Here is an 18,486-nt window from a genome sequence, read left to right as displayed (position 1 = left end):
CGAGACATCCCTTAAGGCCATAAGCGTTTGTGAAAGACGTTCAGGCTTGCTTCTTTTTATAAATGATGGTTGCCACGATTAAAATTAATAATATGGCTTGGCCAATCATTGTTTCCACGGTTGGATAGAAACCTATCATGCTTATGACAGGTAAGCCATCGACAATTGTTGTAGAAATCTTATTAGTCAGCTGTAATGTATGCAGACTGACACCGATAATCTTAAAGGCTAATACATAAATGAGCCATGTTGCTACGGCAAAGAATTTATGAATAGGAATTTTCCCACTTGCCTTAAACAACACAATGGCAAGCAAGGCAAGGATAATGAGTGCAACTACAATCCCAAGGATAAACTGAGAAGTCGCCATTTTCGGTGCAATACCCGCGTAAAAAACAAGCGTTTCTGCCCCTTCTCGGAAAACAGATAAGAAGCTAATCGCTGCCATGGCAAAAATAGAGCCACTGGAAATAGCATTGCCCATTTGCTTCGAAATATAGCGATTCCAACTGACCACACTTGATTTACTATGCAGCCATATACCTACACCAATCATCATCGCAGCGGCCAGTAAGCCTACATAGCCTTCCATTAATTCACGATTCGTATCAATTGTAGCCGAGTTTAAAATTGTTGACATAAGAACTGCGGCAACGGCTGATAACAAAACACCCACAAATGCTCCAATATAAATCCATTTCCGCATTTTCTTTTGCCCTGACTTATTAAGAAACGATACAAGAGCTAATATAATGAGTAAAGCCTCTAGCCCTTCTCGTAATAAAATTAACGCTGCATCCCAAAGCGTATAATCCGAATCTCCTTGAATCAATTCGATTTCTGTACGGAATGTATTTAATTTTTTTGTAATTGCTTCTTGATCGACAGAGGATTTTAATAAATCACTTGCGATAATAGGCATATCACTTTCAATTTTAGTATAAAGACTACCATTACGAGTTGAGATTTCTATTTCAACACGTGGCCAAATCATGATAAATTCTCGAACCTTATTAGAGGCTGCCTTATAATCACCGTCATCTACAAAGTCCATCGCCTCATCAATATAAGCAATTAATGTAGCTAATGAATAGTCACCTTCTACCGCTTCTGCTGTTTCTTTACCCGCTACAAAATCTGTAATCGTTTGTTGTAAATCTGCAAATTGAGTTTTCATTAACGCGATATCAGGCTCTTCAGCAGAAATAGAGATTCGTAAAAATGCCATCTGTGTTTCGATTTGTCCATACATGGCAATACTTTGCTCACGTACGGGGCGCTCACTTTTGTTCCACTTGAGATTAAAATCCTTATAAGCTTCGTCAATTGCCTGAGCATCCTCACTAGCTAAAGCTTTTTCAAAGTCTGCCAAAATCGGCTTCATCTTTTGCCCAAACTCCGCTCGCTGTGCAGCCTCATCTACTGGATTTTCCAGTTTTTCTAGGGCTCGTAAAGCATTCGACAGGGCAGACAGCGCCTCTAATCGGTCATCCTTTGATGTGGCCTCTGTTGCTTGGGCAAGGATGTCATCAACCTTAGCTTTCGCCTCTTTTTGTTCTGAAGAAACCTTAGCCCAATCTGTGGCAAACTGTTCAAGAGCCTGTTTAGCCTCTGTCTCTTTATCCTGCTTTGTATTCATTAATGCATCACTAATTGCAATATATAAATGACTATAGGATTGCGCAGCTTGCACAGGTAAAGCTAAAGTCAGAAATAAAGCAATAACGATACTACAGCGCGTTAAAAAGTGCTTCACCTAAATAACTCCCCTTTTGTACACCAGGGAAGCAAGCAAACACTGCACTGCCTCGATGGGTAATATACTCATTCATTTTATCCATACGTCCCAAGCTATTTTGAATCGTTGTAAATTGGGCAGGGTCCTTTTGAAATGAAATAAAGATAAGCCCTGCATCATGAGTGCCTGTATTCGACATCACACCAGATGCATAGGAATACGATCTCCGCAAAATATGAGCTCCTGCTTTACGAGCCAAATGAACATGTGATGTATCAGGCATAATATAATTCCCTTTATCATCCTTCGCCTCTACATCAAAATCATCAAATTCCTTAGTTTTACCCATCGGTGCCCCACTATCACGGTAACGACCAAATGTAGCTTCTTGATCTTTTAAAGATGTACGATCCCATGTTTCAAGATGCATTTGAACTTTACGTGCAACTAAATAAGAGCCGCCTTTTAGCCAACCTTTATCCACCCAAACAACTTTTTTTAAATCCTTTTCATCTGTAATGGATGGATTCACTGTGCCGTCCTTGAATGCAAAAAGATTTCGGGGGGTCCCACCACCTGCTGGGAACGAGTTAAAGCCTGACTGTGACCATTTAATCTCCACTTTCCCAGATGCTGCACGCACTAAATTACGGACCGCATGGAATGCCACCTGTGGATCATCTGCACAGGCCTGAATACACAAATCACCACCTGTATATTCTTTCTGTAGCTGATCTTTTGGGAAATGTGGTAAATCCTTTAACTCCGCTGGCTTTAAATGCTGCATACCAAGCTTATCGAATAAGGAAGCACCCACACCAATAGTAATTGATAAATTGGCAGCATCTAAGCCCTCTGCCTCACCGGTATCACCAGTCGGTACTCTCGTATTCGATGAAATATCAGCCATTAATTCACCATTCATTAAACGCACAACAAGAGGTGTCCATTGCTGGAATAACTCTTGCAGTTCCTTCTTCGATGTCACTAACACATTTAAAGAAGCAAAATAAATATTCGTTTGTACAGGTGTTACAATACCTGACTGATGGGTGCCGTAGAAATTGACCTTATTGCTTGCCGTAGTACTGTCAGCCACAGGCTCAAAAACATCATAGCCCATTGCTTTCATTACACCACCTAAACCAGAGGCACCAATGGCAACACCTGCCACCCCAATGCCTGTCAGTTTCAACATATCACGTCTAGAGATTTTTTTATTCATCCATTTTTCTTCATTTGATGCTGTCATTTATGTTCACTCCAAAATGATTCCCATTTGACTTAATGGTTCTCCAAGCTGATTCACCGCTGCCGCAAGCGCTTTTGTGTTGTCCTCTGTTAATTCCTCGTAGGAAATATAACCACCATCGGCAGTGGCATGCTGTGCTAATAAATCGTCCACCGCTTTGAATTTTTCATCAAGCGCTGTGACTAATTTTGAATCTTTCGCTTCTAATTTTGAACGTAAAATTTCAAAGATTTTTTCAGCACCTTCAATGTTCGCTTTAAAATCATACAGGTCTGTATGGGAGTAAATTTCTTCCTCACCTGTAATTTTAGATGTTGACACTTCATTTAATAAATCAACTGCACCCGTTATCATTAAATCAGGAGTCACTTCAACTGTTTGTACGAGGGCATGTAATTCCTTCGCATCTGCCAGAAGCTGATCAGCCACTACCTCATAGCCCTTTGTTGTATTTTCTTCCCAAAGCGCATACTCAAGCTTATGATAGCCTGACCATTCTTCTTCACCTTTTCCTTCTTCCTGTATATCAGCTAAACGACCATCAATACGTGGATCTAGGTCGCCAAAGCTTTCTGCAATGGGTTCAGAACGCTCAAAATACATACGTGCTGGTGCATACGCAGCTTTTGCTCCTTCAATATCTCCAGCCTTAACAAGATTGACAAATTTCTCTGTTTCTAGTAAAAATTGATCCATTTGCTCTAATGCAAATTGTTGATAGGCTGCTAGTTCAGAAGATAAATCAACCTCTTGTGCAGCTTTATCTGATTGCTCTGTTTCTGGCTTATCTTCTTTTTTTGTATCTTCTGTATTACCACAGCCTGCCATTAGAATGCCTCCTGCTACTAATACAGACAATAATGATTTGTTTTTCATACTTCGTACCTACTCCCGATTTTGTTTTATATTGTGATGATAATGATTATCATCCTCTAATGCAAGATAATTTTTTTTAAAAAGAAAAAAACGTCATTTTTAAGTTGTTTTTTATAAACAACTAGAAAAAAGACGTTTTTTCCACAATATAATGATTCTAATCTACAAAATTTTTACTTGTTTCATTTTTTCATATTTACCATGTAAGAAATAATAAAGCACAATGGATAATAAAATGACAAAGACCATCGCAAAGAATATGGCACTGTAGCCCGCTGAAGGCACAAATAATCCTAAGAAATAAGGCCCGACACCCAATCCTAAATCATAAAAAATAAAGTAAGTAGATGTCGCAAGTCCTAAACGTTCATTCGGCGTTACCTTAATAGCAACAGCCTGTGCAACAGAGTTGAAGTTACCATAGCCAATACCTATACATGCTGCAGCAATTAAAAAAGCAATGGTTGTTGACGCTGAACTAAATGCATACATACCAATAGCAAAAATCACCAAACATGGATAAATAATAATATTAGCACCTCGTGTATCTAGTAATTTCCCAGTAAATGGGCGTGTAGCTAAAATGACAATAGCATAGATGATGAAAAAGTAACTGCCTGCTGATACTAAATCAAGCTCCTTCGCATAAAACGTCATAAAGGACATAACACCCGAATACGCAAAACCAATTACCAGTGCAACAAAGGCAATCGGTACAGCACGCAATTCAATGAAATTCGTCATCTTAAAGCCAGCCTTCACAGCTGCATCCACTGTCTTCTTCGGCGCATCTGGGACTGTTACGATAAAATACATGAAAAAGCAGATAATAGCTAAAACGGAATCAACAGCAAAAATCATGCGATAATCCTCAAATAGCTGTGTTAATAAAATACCGACAAAAGGTCCAATAGCTGTAGCCAAAATCGCACTTAAGCTATAATAACCAATCCCTTCCCCGCGTCGCTCAGGTGGTAAAATCTGTGCAATAATCGTCCCCGTCGCTGTACTCGCTACTCCAAGGGCAATCCCCTGTATTAAACGATTCAGCATAAGTAACGGTAAATTTCCTGCTATAAAATAGGACATCGTTGACAACATAAATAAAAGTAATCCGCAGAATAATGTTTTCTTGCTTCCCCAATCCCCAATAATACGGCCCGTTCCAAGACGCCCTAATAATGTTCCAATAATAAAAATACTCGATACAAGACCGGCTGTACTTGTAGACGCATTAAAATGTTCCACTGCATAAGCAGCAATCGTAACCATTAATAAATAAAAGATTAACGTAATGGTAAAATTTATGAGAGAGACAATTAAAAAGTCCTTTGTCCATAGTTTCTTTCTTGCTGTTACTTCCACGTTACTCGCTCTCCTATTGATTAATATTCATACAAATTCTTTCAAAAACCTGTGTCGCAATTTCGATATCTTGCTGAGGTACACCTGCCAGTGCATGCTCAAAAAATGGCTTCAAGTGAGCTTTAATCTCCTGCACAAGCTCCTCCCCATACGCCGATAAATACACAAGCTTTTCTCGCTTATCCTTGCCCACCATCGTTTCCACATAGCCTAGCTCCACAAGCTTATGTACAAGCTTCGTCACACTCGGCTTCTCAATAGACATAAAATTCGCGATATCAACAAAGGAATGCGGACCCTTATCCTTTAATAAACGAAGAACTGCCCACTGTGAGCTATATAACTGATACGGTTCAAGTTGCACATTTAGCTTATTAATAAAAGGCCTATACATTAAACGATACTGATTAAAAAACTCCTGCTCAATTGTCACAAGATCACTTCTTCCTTTTATATTAGTTAGCCTAGCTAACTATAAACCTAAAATCTCTATTTGTCTAGTCGGGATATCACATCTATAAAATAAGGGTAATTTGGGTGCATTTGTTATTTTTATATAGCACTTGATTAAGTGGTGAATTTCTTTGGAAGGAGAAGGAGAAATAATGAAAAAGGGTATAATTTCAGGCATGGTATTTATGTCAATTTTATTAGTCGGCTGTAATGGAGAAGAGAAAGGTGGACAAGGAGTAGAAAGCGAGCAGGAGTATCCGTCACTTTCCTCACTCTATCCGTCACTCTTTGCGATTCCCTCATTTTCGCCTCTCCACCCGCGCCTTCTTCATGCGTATCCATCACTTTTCACTCTCTATCCGTCACTTTTTCCGTTCTATCCGTCACTTTCCTCACTCTATCCGTTACTCTTTGCGATTCCCTCATTTTCGCCTCCCCACCCGCGCCTTCTTCATGCGTATCCATCACTTTTCACTCTCTATCCGTCACTTTTTCCGTTCTATCCGTCACTTTCCTCTCTCTATCCGTCACTCTTTGCGATTCCCTCATTTTCGCCTCCCCACCCGCGCCTTCTTCATGCGTATCCATCACTTTTCACTCTCTATCCGTCACTTTTTCCGTTTTATCCGTCACTTTCCTCACTCTATCCGTCACTCTTTGCGATTCCCTCATTTTCGCCTCCCCACCCGCGCCTTCTTCATGCGTATCCATCACTTTTCACTCTCTATCCGTCACTTTTTCCATTCTATCCGTCACTTTCCTCTCTCTATCCGTCACTCTTTGCGATTCCCTCATTTTCGCCTCCCCACCCGCGCCTTCTTCATGCGTATCCATCACTTTTCACTCTCTATCCGTCAGTTTTTCCGTTTTATCCGTCACTTTCCTCTCTCTATCCGTCACTCTTTGCGATTCCCTCATTTTCGCCTCTCCACCCGAGCCTTCTTCATGCGTATCCATCACTTTTCACTCTCTATCCGTCACTTTTCCTTTTCTATCCGTCACTTTCCTCCCTCTATCCGTCACTTCTTTCCCTCTATCCGTCACTCTTTGCGATTCTCTCACTCTATCCGTCACTCTTGATGTTCCGCTCACTTTGCCTCACTATCTCCCCACAAAAAAACTACAACTCAGTCTGGCTGAATTGTAGTTCGTTTCTATTCCATAATCCAATACTGTCTATGTTTCTTTATTCCGTCTGCTTTTAATGGGAGCTGCTGTAGTAGCTTGTAGGCGACGTTTGGGGAATCGATGGCAAAGAATTCGCGGAAGCTTTTATTGGTGAGCTTTGGACCTACTAATAATCGATAATCTTCGAGGGCTTTTTTCAATGCATCCTGGTCGACCCATTTACAGCGAGGGCAATGCCATTTTTTATAATGGTAGTTCATTGGCTGACCATTCGCACAATGGGGACATAGAACCCCCTTTACCATCTCCTCAAGAGGTACCTTCACCTCTCTTTTTATTGTGCTATGCAGGGACATGAGGTGCATAGCAAATCGAAAGAGGTTTTCATTCTCTACTGGTTGATGCAGGTCGAACCATTTTTGTAAATGTGTACGTAATCCGGTTACATGAAATATTGGCTGTCCATGAAAACCTTCTGATAAAATTCCATTTTTTGTTGCAAGCACGACTGCATGCAAAACAGGCAATTGAAATTTTTCTTGATGTAACAGTTTTTTCATCCATCCTACATGTCGTTCAAGTTGAAGAAATGGATCAGTCATTCCCTCTACCTTGCCTTCTGAGGTCATCCGTGTCAATTGTGCAAAGGAGGTATCATATGAGAGAACGCCTGTTATATTTTTGATTTCTACAATCAGTAAAAAGTGTGGACATAGAAAAATGGTGTCCATTTGGTGAGTAGAGCCGAAGTTATTCATCGTTTGAAAATCATGGAGAAAATAATAGGGGGTAGGAAGGTCTATCTCAAGCCACTCTGCATCTACACGCTGTTCGCCTGCGTGTCCAGCCTTTAAACGTCTTAAGTTTTCATCATAATTCGAGTACTCCTGGTGAGAGTTTGAGAGTCTTCGAACAATGGCTTCTAGTGTCTTCTGTGTTTCCGATATTCGACGTGCTAATAGAATCATTTATTCACCTCCTGTCTTGATTATATAAAAAAAGAACCTCAACAAATGAGGTTCCTAAAAACTTGCCATATACATTTAGTAAAATAAATCTTTCTTTCATTTCAGTAGTTCAAAAGCCTTTGCTTTCGAGCATCCATTTACTCGTGCTATCACTTTTCTATACACTTTTCCGTAATAAATATAAAAAGTAAGGTGCGCCAATAAAGGCCACAATAATTCCCGCTGGCACTGTTGCAGTAGCAATGGCAACGCGGCCAATCGTATCGGACAGCATTAATAAACTTGCGCCAATGCATAAAGTCAATGGTAAAAAGAATTGGTAGCGTGGTCCGACAAGCTGTTTGGCAATATGAGGTGCCATCAACCCTATAAAGGCAATACCACCTGTTACAGAAACTGCTGCTGCTGCTAGTGCCACAGCGACGATTAATAAGCGTAACCGCTCGCGCCCGATATTCATCCCAAGACCTACGGCTGTTTGCTCCGTCATCGCCAAGACATTTAAGACATTGGATTTATAGAGAATGTACGGAATCCCAAGCACAAGCCAGGGCACTAAAGCCCAGAAAAATGGCCAATCCGTACCCCAAACGCTACCTGCAAGCCATTGGGCAATGAATTGCACATCACTACGCTCTGCTGAGGAGATTAATACCATCATAACCCCAGATAAAGCAGAGGCTACCCCTACCCCAATTAAAATCAATTGAACAGGTTGCACCCCTTTATGGCGTTGATAAGAGAAAAAGTAAATGCAAAGGGCAGTAAAAAGAGCACTACAAAACCCTACAACTGGCAATATATAAGCAAAATGTGGGAGATCGCCATTTACAAGTAAGTAAAAGACTGTAATCCCGACACCTGCTCCCGCATTAATACCAATAATCCCTGGATCTGCTAAATCATTGCGTGTAACCCCTTGTAGGACCGCACCTGCTAAAGCTAACGCCATCCCTGCCGCTGCTAATACCAACATTCTTGGTAAGCGAACTGAGAATAATACGAAGGATTCTTTAAAGCTACCGTTGCCTAACAAGGTTGGTAGAATGCGATCAAACGAAACTGAGGCTGGTCCTAAAGAAATGCCTAGAACAAAAATGAATAACGTGACGACAAGCCAAGTAAAAAGCCATTTTCGTTGTTTTTTGCGACCTTCTTTAAACAAATTGGCGTCCTCCCTTCCTTACTAATAGTAGGAAGAATGGTAGACCAAGAATCGAAACAATCGCTACAACTGGCGTTTCAAATGGTGCATTAATCATGCGACCTGCAAAATCAGCCGTCACCATAAACCAGCCGCCAATAATTGCGCTCATCGGTAAGACAAAACGATAATCCGTTCCTACAAATGCGCGAACAATATGAGGTACCATTAAGCCAACAAATGCTAGATTCCCAACAAGAGCTACGGCAGAGCCTGCTAAAATAACGACAGCAAACATCATAATACCTTTAATTAATGTTGTGTTTTGTCCAACTCCTACCGCAACTTCTTCATTTAAACTTAAAATCGTTAATTGTCGACTAAAAGCAAATGACAATAGGAGACCTATGACAATGACAGGAACAATCAATAACGCCTGCCATGTCGTGCCAATGAATCCGCCACTCGTCCACATCGAAACATCCTTGGAAATTTGAAATAAAATGCCTGTGCCTTCAGCAATCGCCTGTAATAATGCAGTAACTGCTGCACCAGCTAAAACAAGTCTCAATGGTGAGAAACCTTTCTTAGTAGAAGCACCGATCCCATAAACGATTATCATACCAATTCCAGCTCCAATAAAGCAGGCTATAATTAACGTATAATAAGAGAATTTCGGGATAAATGCCATCGTTAAAGCAAGGGCCGCATTTGCCCCTGCTGTTAAACCAAGTAGCCCTGGATCCGCTAATGGATTGCGTGTAACCCCCTGCATAATCGCTCCCGCAACTGCGAGTGCACTGCCAACAAAAATAGCAGCAATGATACGAGGAAATCGAATTTCACGTAAAATCGTGTAATGCTTACCACCACTTTGTCCGACAATTGCTTGATAGACATCTTGAATGCTCGTATTCGCTGCGCCTAAGCACAGCGAGATACAAGCCGTGCCGATTAATACGAGCAATGCAAGCAATACCTGAAGCCAAAATGGTAACTGTCGAAACTTTGTCATTTGCCTTCGCTACTCTCTACTAATTATTGTAAAAATTTCTCTTCAAAGAACTTCAGTTGATGTTCTAATGTAATCGGGTCATTGAAATAAAAGGCATTTGCATTCACTTCAAATAAATGACCATTTTTCACTGCTTCTAAGTCTTTAAACCATGCTGCGTCTGTAAATGAATTATCTTGGTCTTGGAACATACTGAAGATCACATAGTCCCCTGCATAATCCCCTAAAACTTCTTGAGAAATAGCATAGTAGCCTGGCTCTAAAGCTGTTTCTTTAACTTTCTCAGGCATTTTTAAGCCCATTTCTTGATATAAAATCTCTGTTCCGCGTCCCCAGTTATCGCCATAAATATAAAATTGTTTATTAAAGTTTTCTGCGACTGTTACAGTTGCATCTTCCCCGATTTTTTCTTTAATTTTTTTACCAGATTCCGCTGCACGTACTTTAAAATCTTCTACCCATGCCGTTGCTTCTTTTTCTTTATTGACCACTTTACCGATTTCAATAAATTGCTGTAAATAGTCTACTTTCCCATACGTAAATAATACAGTTGGAGCGATTTCTGATAATTTATCAGCATTTTCAATACCATTTAAACCAATGATTAAGTCTGGCTCTAGCTCAAGAATTTTTTCGATATCTGTATTTTCTACAACTACTGCATCTTTAATAGCATCTTCAAAGTTCGGATTTTTCGCTGCCCATGCATCTACACCGACAACATCAACATCAAGCTGTAATAAATCCCCTACAAATGAAGATAACACGACTACACGTTTAGGGTTTGCTGGTACTTCAATAGGTCCTGCTTCAGATTGATAAGTAATTGTTTCTGCAGAAGTCGCTTCTTTCGAGCCTTCATCAGCCTTTTCTATTTTCTCTTCTTTATTGCCGCACGCTGCAAGTACTAGTACGAGCATCATAAACATTGGTAATAACCACTTCTTCATTGTCTTTCATTCTCCTTTAAACGGTTTGTAATAAGTTATATGTAATGCACATTGGTTTGTTCGTTCGTGGATCTTTGCCAATTACAGCATCAATATTAAACACTTTTTTTAATACTTCTGGAACCATGACTTCCTCAGCAGTTCCAAATTTAACAAGCTCTCCTTGTGACAGCGCCACAATATAATCAGAAAAACGTGCCGCTTGATTTAAATCATGGAGTACCATAACAATCGTGCGCCCTTGTTCTTCATTTAGCTTGTAAAGTAACTCTAAAACCTCTAATTGATGTGCCATGTCTAAATAGGTTGTTGGCTCATCTAAAAATATAATGTCGGTTTCTTGAGCTAAAGACATGGCAATCCACACTCGTTGACGCTGTCCACCTGATAAAGCGTCTACAGATTGCAAGCGGAATTCTTCTGTTTTTGTCACTTGTAAAGCCCAGTCAATGACCTCTTTATCTTTCTGTGATAAATTGCCAAAGCCCTTTTGATAGGGAAATCGACCGTAGGATACAAGCTCTTCCACTGTTAAACCATGTGCACTTTCTGGGCTTTGCGGTAAAATCGCAAGTTCTTTCGCCAATTCCTTCGTGTTCATCTTGGAAATATTTTGACCATCCAGAATGACCTGTCCACTCTCATGCTTTAAAATTCGTGTAATGGCCTTTAATAAGGTAGACTTTCCGCAGCCATTTGAACCAATGATGGTTGTGATTTTGCCATCTGGAATTTGTAGCGATAAGTCATGCACAATCGTTTTATTCTCATAACCAACACGAATCGATTCAACTTCTAAACGCAATTCGGACCCTCTCTTTCATTTTACTTCATTCCATGCTATGATAGGCACTGTTAAAAATGATAATCATTATCACTAAAATTAGTCTAGTTTTATGATAAGATTTTGTCAATTACTTTTTTACTATCAATTAAGGATGTGGCAATAAAAATGCAACATGTGTATGATGTGACAATTATTGGCGGAGGCCCTGCTGGCTTATATAGCGCCTTTTATAGTGGTTTACGAGGATTAAAAACAAAATTAATAGAGAGCCAATCTCAACTTGGTGGAAAAGTATTACTTTATCCTGAAAAGCTTATTTGGGATATAGGAGGCCAGCCCCCTATTTTAGGCGAGAAATTTGTTAAACAATTGATCCAGCAAGCTAAAACATTTGACCCTACTATTCTAACAAACACAAAAGTAGATTTTATTGAACGACAAGAACATCTATTTATTGTACATACGGCAACTGGAGAAAGGCATTATTCAAAAACTGTTCTATTAGCGGTTGGTGGCGGTATTATAAACCCTCAGAAACTAACACTGGAAGGTGCTGAGAAATATGAAATGTCCAATTTACACTATACCGTTCAATCCTATAAACGTTTTGTGAATAGGGATATCCTTATTTCTGGTGGTGGCAATGCGGCCATTGATTGGGCTGTAGAACTGAGCCCCCTTGCTAAAAGTGTGACAGTGGTTTACCGTAAAGATACATTATCAGCGCATGAAGCAACTGTAAAAGAAGCCATTGATGCAGGGGTCCTAATTGAATGTAATACGACGATTACAAAGCTTTTAGCGAATGATGATAAAACCGCTATTCAATTAGTGAGATGTGAAAATTCGAAAACGAAGGAAAGTTACACTCGTCAAATTGACGAGGTTATCATTAGTCATGGCTATAATTGTGAAGCGTCCCTCACGTTTGATGAAGCCATTTCTATTCCTAAAAAGGATGATTATTATTTTGAAGGCAAAGCAACTGGTGAAACAGCACAGCCTGGTATTTTTGCGGCAGGAGATATTTTATCATTTGAAGGAAAAATCAATTTGCTGCTTGGGACATTCCAAGATGCAGCCAACGCGGTCAACTCTATTAAAACTTATTTAGAGCCAACTGCTTATCGCCATGGAATGGTGTCCTCTCATAATGAACTATTTAAAGAGAAAAATCGCTCCATTATCGAAAAAGAACTTGTCCCATCCCATTAGTTCGCAATAGAAACCCTCTTAAAGAAAGCATTCTTAAGAGGGCTTCTTTCTTTTATTTGAATAAACTTAATAGTGCCCCCATCTGTCTTAACATATTTACGCCATTCGTAATCGTTCCAGCATGCCCCATGATTGCATGTAAATGATCTGGCAATCTTCCTAAACCAGGACCTTGAAATTGCCGATTGGGTGGATAGTTAGGTTGCATCGCTCTACCTCGAAATGGAGGACCAAAAGTTCCCATATTGTTTGAAGGATAGACTCCTCTTCTATAATTCGGCTGAAAATGTGGCATTTATACACCTCCTATCTAAAAGCTCTCCCCTAGTATATGTGCATCATCTATGAAGGAATTAGACGTATGAAGAAGTATCAAAAATTATCTATTTAAAAATAGGATTTCTAGCTTTTCATCATATGTAAGGGAACCATGCTAGTTTTCTTTTCATACTATATGAAAAAGAAGGTGGTTTTCATTCAAGACTCTAATTATCTTCAATTCCTAGCAAAATTTGGTGTTGGTGGTGCCCATCCTGGTGGCATCAATCTATCAAAGGAAATCCTAAAGAATGAGAGTATTCTGCCAACCTCTCATATTTTAGATGTTGGCTGTGGTACAGGGCAAACAGCTGCCTTTTTGGCTTCTTACTATACAACAAATGTAACGGGTATCGATATTAATCCCATTATGATAGAAAAGGCACGTCACCGCATGAAAAAAGCACGTTTACCAGTCAATATCATTCAAGGCTCGATTGAGGAAACATCACTCCCCAATGGAGCATTTGACTTTGTGCTTGCTGAATCTGTTCTTTCCTTTGTTCATAAACAACGTGCATTGCAAGAGATTTTTCGTTTATTAAAACAAGGTGGGCGCTTGATTGCTATTGAATTTACAATCCCTACGCTTCTTTCCTCACAGCTGGCAGACGATATTCAACAATTTTACGGGTTTGATGCTCTCTTTACGAAAAAGGATTGGGTTGCATTATTTCAAGAGATAGGGTTTCAAGATATTCGCATACAAAAAAATAAGGATATTTCCTCTAAGCCAGAATTCCACATTTCCAAGGAGATTGAATCCACATTGTATGATGTCTTGGATCAGCATATTATGATGAATGAAAAATACGATAATATTTTAGATTATCGCATCTATATCTGTACAAAATAACCATCTAGCCAGCATCCAAAGCGTTGCTGGTTTTTTTGTTATGACACCTGTCATAACGATTCTTTGACTCGTGTGAATAGGTTTTATCCTCCTGTTTTCTTATCATGAATATAAGAAAAACAAAGAAAGAGTGATGGAACTATGCAAACACAACAAAGGCTTCCCTTTATCGATATGCTAAGAGGATTCGCTGTCTTAGGGACCCTCGGAACGAATATTTGGATTTTTGCTTATCTGGGTGATTTATCGTATATTACAACGAGTAATTATACTGGTTGGTGGTCATTCAATGATTTTTTACGAATGTTAGTACTATTTTTTGTAAACGGCAAGTTACTAGGATTATTAACGATTATGTTTGGGGTAGGTTTACAGTTAAAATACCAGCAGGCACTTCGTAGAGGAAATACTTGGCCTGGCGTGTATCTTTGGACCATTGTCTTCTTAGGGGTGGAAGGACTACTTCATTACACACTGGTCATGGAATATGATATTTTAATGAGCTACGCCGTTACGGCATTTATCGTGGCTATTCTCATTAGATTAGGCGACAAAGTCATGACATGGGCTTTCTATCTTTTGGGTAGTTTTCATGTCTTCCTCATTCTTTTTATTTTTGTCGTTACATTGCTTGGGGCTAGCGTTTCCCTAAATGGGATGGAAACTGTCACAGCCATCTATGAAAATGGTACATGGCTGGCGCAAGTACAGCATCGCCTGACAAACTTTTTATTTTATCGAACGGAAGCTATATTTATTATCCCGATGAATGTTTTTTTATTTATCCTTGGGGTCAAATTCATGCGCAACGAGGTTTTTTCACCAACAAGTAAAGGTTATCAAGCTCGACAAAAGCTTTTTACAATCGGTGTATTCATTGGTATTCCATTGAATCTGCTAATTTTTATACCTGGGGGACTTTTTGATTTACCTGTTCGCTATTTATGTGCACCTATTCTATCCATTGGCTATATTGGAATTTTAGGTAAACTGGTAGAATATAAGAAGCTAGATTGGCTTTGGCAACGGTTTGCCAATGTCGGCAAAATGTCATTGAGCTGTTATGTCCTGCAAAACGTGCTGGCGTCTATTATTTTTTACGGCTGGGGGCTTGGCTTAGGCGGGCATGTAAATAGCCTTTTTATTATAAGTATGTGGGTTGCCCTATCTTGTCTACAGCTAGTACTAGCAACATTTTGGCAGCACCAGTTCCGTATTGGCCCGATGGAATGGGTTCGTAAAAAAACGATTCAAGCTCTGACAAAGAATAAGCCACAGAGGATGGTGTAAGCCATAAAAATATATCCCAGAGAACAAGTTAAACACTATTTAATCATCGATGTTGTATCCATAATTGTTTTAATTGCCATGGTATTATGGTCGCATTCTGTACTCCCTTTCACAGCTAAAATCGTTATTTTAGCCTTGTACTTAGTCGCCTTCTATATGGCTTTATGGAATCGAGATTGGAAGCTACTAATTGCCTCACTTGTAGGCTTCCTTCTCATTACCATCCTTGCTATTTACGAGGATATCTTCATGCTTATCTTCGGATTTACCTTTGCCGATTTATTAGGGAGGGCAAAATCAAAATGGCATATTGCTAGCGGAATTCTTGGTATAGCTGCTATGTTTTTAATCATTTTGTGGGCGACCGCAAATTCCCTAGCACTTGTTGACACACAAGTACTAATACCCTTAATGATCATTCAATTAGTATTCCCTGTTCTCATTTATTTTGTAGAAAAGTCGAAAAACCTACAAATTGAATTGGCAGATGTCAATACCCAGCTTGTTCAACAAGAGGAAAGACAGCGCATTGCTAGAGATCTTCATGACACGATTGGTCACACCCTGACGATGATTAAAATCAAAACGGAATTGACCACTAAACTTATCGACCGAGATCCTTCCAGTGTCAAACAAGAATTAAATGACATATTAGCTACAACACGTATAGCCTTAAAGCAAGTACGAGAGCTCGTTTCGGATATGAATTTTGTGTCTCTACAAACAGAGCTACTACACTGCCAGCAGCTCTTACAAAGTGCGAATATTACGACCACTATTAACAATCATTGTCCAAAAATTGTTCTTTCAAGTGTTGAGGAAACCATGTTAGCTTTATGTGTACGTGAGGCTACAACTAATATGCTGAAGCATAGTCAGGCTCAAAACTGCAACATAGAGATTGAATGTCGAAATAGACAATTTACCATTGCCATTCAAGATGATGGGATTGGTTTGGAACAGAAGGGGCTGGGTAATGGCATGAACTCGATGAAAGAAAGAATGCGTGTTCTGCAAGGTTATGCCCTTTTTGAAGGGGGTACAAGGACAGGCACTCTCGTAATATTCAGCATACCAATTCAAGATGGAAAGGAGCCCTCAACATGATACGAGTTTTACTAGCAGAGGACCAACAAATGTTACGTGGTGCCTTAACATCCCTTTTGTCCTTCGAACCAGATATTGAAGTGATAGCTGAAGTTTCAGATGGTCAAAAAGCATGGAACTACATTCAGCAGGAATTACCCGATGTTTGCCTGGTAGATATTGAAATGCCCCATCTGTCAGGATTAGAGCTTGCAGAAAAAATTAAAGAGGCCAACTTGCCCTGTAAAGTGATGATTGTCACTACATTTGCACGCCCAGGCTATTTACAAAAGGCCATGGATTGTGAGGTACATGGCTACTTACTGAAAGATGAACCGATTGATTATTTAATTGCTACTATTCGCAAAATCATGCAAGGTGAAAAGGTGGTCAGTAAAGATTTAGCTGCTACCTTATTTATGAAAGAGCAAAATCCTTTAAATGAGCGAGAAGTTGCCGTGCTACAACTGGTGAAAGAAGGCTTAACCACTCACGAAATCAGTAAACAATTATTTTTAACAAAAGGCACCATTCGTAATTATTTATCAACCTCTATTCAAAAGCTACAAGTAGAATCAAGACAGCAGGCCGCTCAAATTGCTAGTGATAAAGGCTGGCTATAAATCAGAAAAATCTCGCCACCTCTGTGACGAGATTTTTTGATAGGAGAACGTATACTACATAGTTCAATTACAAATTCACCTGTTTATTTACCTTGGAGAACTACATTTGTCGCTATCGCCCAATTATTTAATGGTGTCACCGTATAATTTACATCTGCTTTTAATGTGCCACCATTACCACGAAGTTCCACACTTCTGCCAGCTAATAAATCCGTTTGAGGATTATTAGTTAATTACAATTCCAATGAATTACTATTAATAGCCTTAGCAGATTGCAGTGTAAATGGTGCTATTTTTTTGCAACAAAGCTCTTTACATCAATTTCTGCCCAATGTGAGTACACTTGGTATGTAACACCTTGTTTGAAGGGAAGGTTTGACCTGCAGGTAATCTAAATTGAGGAGCTTATTTTCCATCAGCTGCTTGTGGAAAGGCACATAATTAGCTACAAACTCTTCCCCTTCACTTGTTATCACAGTCACATAGCGATCACGCAATGAAGAAATAATATCAAAGCGTTTGCCACTTGCATCACGATTTTGACGAGATAAAAGCCATCAAGAGTGAAGCTTCTCGATGGCTAAAGTCTAGTCGTTTATTTTGCTCCTGCTGCAACAAGGATTTCTTCAATCTCCTTAAATCCTTTCTGTTTTGCGTGCTGTAAAGGTGACATATTATTTTTATCTGGAATATTGACATCAGCTCCATGATCAATCAACATTTGAATGGCCGTTTGCTGTGTAGGGTTGCCGTTATTTAATACAATCGCTTCCATTAATGCTGTCCATCCCAGATTATTGACATGATTCACATCGATGTTTGTGGTAGTTAATAATTCCTCAATGACATGAATGTAGCCGTGCTCAGATGCTGGAATTAATGCCGTTCCACCATAACGATTTACAATCGTAGGATTGGCACCTGCTTGAATCGTTAGCTTTAATATATCCAAATAGCCTTCCGCACCCGCATATAAGAAAGGCGTGTTTTTCATATCATCCTGGATGTTCACATCCGCACCTGCATCGATGAGTAATTTCACTGCTTCCACATCCTGATTGTAGGTAGCCATCATCAAAGCCGTTCGATTGCTTGCGTCTTGTGCATTGATATTCACTTTTTCATGTATAACTTTTTTTAGCGATTCTACATCGCTTTTTTCTACCGCTTGAAACAATTGACTCGTCAAATCTGTTGCCATTTCCTCATTTCCTCCTTTATCACGCCTTATGGTCTCCGTATCATTTGAGGCACATCCCTGCAATAAAAATGATAAAGCGATCATAGCTGCTTGCATTTTTTTCATTGGCTATTCACCGCCCTCACTATTTAATTTTAGCAGTCTATGTATAGTTTATAATTCATTGCTAAATTGCCTATTAACCATTTCTTAAAAAAGTCTAAAATTTTCAATTAAAAAAA

At 39.5% G+C, this 18,486-nt stretch carries 18 protein-coding genes; 6 read left to right on the top strand and 12 right to left on the bottom strand.

Annotation, left to right across the window (positions count from 1 at the left end):
• Positions 1–40: 40 nt before the first annotated feature.
• The 5 genes from A2J09_RS04920 to A2J09_RS04900 all read right to left on the bottom strand — a co-directional run bounded on the left by A2J09_RS04920 (position 41) and on the right by A2J09_RS04900 (position 5,664).
• Positions 41–1,756, bottom strand: a complete 1,716-nt coding sequence (locus A2J09_RS04920) for an FTR1 family iron permease (RefSeq protein ID WP_012293981.1) — start codon at positions 1,754–1,756, stop codon at positions 41–43.
• Positions 1,731–2,990, bottom strand: coding sequence for an iron uptake transporter deferrochelatase/peroxidase subunit (efeB, locus tag A2J09_RS04915; protein WP_012293980.1), 1,260 nt, complete (start codon positions 2,988–2,990; stop codon positions 1,731–1,733). Before efeB ends, A2J09_RS04920 begins: the two co-directional genes overlap by 26 nt.
• Positions 2,991–2,996: 6 nt before the next feature.
• Positions 2,997–3,866: an iron uptake system protein EfeO gene (gene efeO, locus A2J09_RS04910; protein ID WP_012293979.1), complete on the bottom strand. Its 870-nt coding sequence runs from the start codon at positions 3,864–3,866 to the stop codon at positions 2,997–2,999.
• Between the two features lie 162 nt (positions 3,867–4,028).
• Complete coding sequence (locus tag A2J09_RS04905; protein WP_012293978.1) at positions 4,029–5,231, bottom strand: MFS transporter; 1,203 nt, start codon at positions 5,229–5,231, stop codon at positions 4,029–4,031.
• A 13-nt stretch (positions 5,232–5,244) separates the two neighbouring features.
• Positions 5,245–5,664 (bottom strand): MarR family winged helix-turn-helix transcriptional regulator, encoded by a 420-nt coding sequence (locus tag A2J09_RS04900; RefSeq protein ID WP_012293977.1) that lies wholly within the window; start codon positions 5,662–5,664, stop codon positions 5,245–5,247.
• Positions 5,665–5,836: 172 nt separating this feature from the next.
• On the opposite strand from A2J09_RS04900, the gene A2J09_RS23325 reads away from it, so the two are divergent.
• Complete coding sequence (locus tag A2J09_RS23325; protein ID WP_145912396.1) at positions 5,837–6,889, top strand: hypothetical protein; 1,053 nt, start codon at positions 5,837–5,839, stop codon at positions 6,887–6,889.
• Here A2J09_RS23325 and A2J09_RS04895 read toward each other — a convergent pair.
• From A2J09_RS04895 to A2J09_RS04875, 5 genes are all read right to left on the bottom strand, one after another.
• Positions 6,839–7,780, bottom strand: a complete 942-nt coding sequence (locus A2J09_RS04895; RefSeq protein ID WP_012293976.1) for a nuclease-related domain-containing protein — start codon at positions 7,778–7,780, stop codon at positions 6,839–6,841. The two genes, A2J09_RS23325 and A2J09_RS04895, sit on opposite strands and share 51 nt — an antisense overlap.
• 157 nt (positions 7,781–7,937) lie before the next feature.
• Positions 7,938–8,945, bottom strand: a complete 1,008-nt coding sequence (locus A2J09_RS04890; RefSeq protein WP_036161324.1) for a FecCD family ABC transporter permease — start codon at positions 8,943–8,945, stop codon at positions 7,938–7,940.
• On the bottom strand, positions 8,938–9,939 hold the full coding sequence (locus A2J09_RS04885; RefSeq protein ID WP_012293973.1) for a FecCD family ABC transporter permease: 1,002 nt from the start codon (positions 9,937–9,939) through the stop codon (positions 8,938–8,940). Before A2J09_RS04885 ends, A2J09_RS04890 begins: the two co-directional genes overlap by 8 nt.
• Positions 9,940–9,962: 23 nt before the next feature.
• Positions 9,963–10,889 (bottom strand): iron-hydroxamate ABC transporter substrate-binding protein, encoded by a 927-nt coding sequence (locus tag A2J09_RS04880; RefSeq protein ID WP_031419655.1) that lies wholly within the window; start codon positions 10,887–10,889, stop codon positions 9,963–9,965.
• Positions 10,890–10,905: 16 nt separating this feature from the next.
• The gene (locus tag A2J09_RS04875; protein WP_012293972.1) at positions 10,906–11,694 is read right to left on the bottom strand and encodes an ABC transporter ATP-binding protein; all 789 of its coding nucleotides are present in this window, start codon (positions 11,692–11,694) and stop codon (positions 10,906–10,908) included.
• A gap of 147 nt (positions 11,695–11,841) precedes the next feature.
• On the opposite strand from A2J09_RS04875, the gene A2J09_RS04870 reads away from it, so the two are divergent.
• The gene (locus A2J09_RS04870; RefSeq protein WP_012293971.1) at positions 11,842–12,891 is read left to right on the top strand and encodes an NAD(P)/FAD-dependent oxidoreductase; all 1,050 of its coding nucleotides are present in this window, start codon (positions 11,842–11,844) and stop codon (positions 12,889–12,891) included.
• A gap of 52 nt (positions 12,892–12,943) precedes the next feature.
• Here the strand turns inward: A2J09_RS04870 and A2J09_RS04865 are convergent, their stop codons facing one another.
• Positions 12,944–13,186, bottom strand: coding sequence for a hypothetical protein (locus A2J09_RS04865; protein ID WP_031419654.1), 243 nt, complete (start codon positions 13,184–13,186; stop codon positions 12,944–12,946).
• A gap of 171 nt (positions 13,187–13,357) precedes the next feature.
• Here A2J09_RS04865 and A2J09_RS04860 point away from each other — a divergent pair, with 171 nt between their 5' ends.
• The 4 genes from A2J09_RS04860 to A2J09_RS04845 all read left to right on the top strand — a co-directional run bounded on the left by A2J09_RS04860 (position 13,358) and on the right by A2J09_RS04845 (position 17,064).
• Positions 13,358–14,065 carry a class I SAM-dependent methyltransferase gene (locus A2J09_RS04860; RefSeq protein WP_230584373.1) on the top strand — a complete coding sequence of 236 codons (708 nt, stop codon included), beginning with the start codon at positions 13,358–13,360 and terminating at the stop codon, positions 14,063–14,065.
• 141 nt (positions 14,066–14,206) lie between these two features.
• Positions 14,207–15,355 carry a DUF418 domain-containing protein gene (locus A2J09_RS04855; RefSeq protein WP_012293968.1) on the top strand — a complete coding sequence of 383 codons (1,149 nt, stop codon included), beginning with the start codon at positions 14,207–14,209 and terminating at the stop codon, positions 15,353–15,355.
• Between the two features lie 570 nt (positions 15,356–15,925).
• The gene (locus A2J09_RS24600) at positions 15,926–16,462 is read left to right on the top strand and encodes a sensor histidine kinase (RefSeq protein ID WP_375142628.1); all 537 of its coding nucleotides are present in this window, start codon (positions 15,926–15,928) and stop codon (positions 16,460–16,462) included.
• A complete protein-coding gene (locus tag A2J09_RS04845; RefSeq protein WP_036161318.1) occupies positions 16,459–17,064 on the top strand; it encodes a response regulator transcription factor in 606 nt (201 codons plus the stop codon). The genes A2J09_RS24600 and A2J09_RS04845 overlap by 4 nt, the downstream gene beginning before the upstream one ends.
• A gap of 595 nt (positions 17,065–17,659) precedes the next feature.
• Here the strand turns inward: A2J09_RS04845 and A2J09_RS04840 are convergent.
• Positions 17,660–18,370 (bottom strand): ankyrin repeat domain-containing protein, encoded by a 711-nt coding sequence (locus A2J09_RS04840; protein WP_012293964.1) that lies wholly within the window; start codon positions 18,368–18,370, stop codon positions 17,660–17,662.
• Between the last annotated feature and the right edge of the window lie 116 nt (positions 18,371–18,486).

The organism is Lysinibacillus sphaericus, assembly GCF_001629735.1.
GTDB lineage: Bacteria > Bacillota > Bacilli > Bacillales_A > Planococcaceae > Lysinibacillus > Lysinibacillus pinottii.
This window is presented reverse-complemented; position numbering and strand designations above follow the sequence as displayed.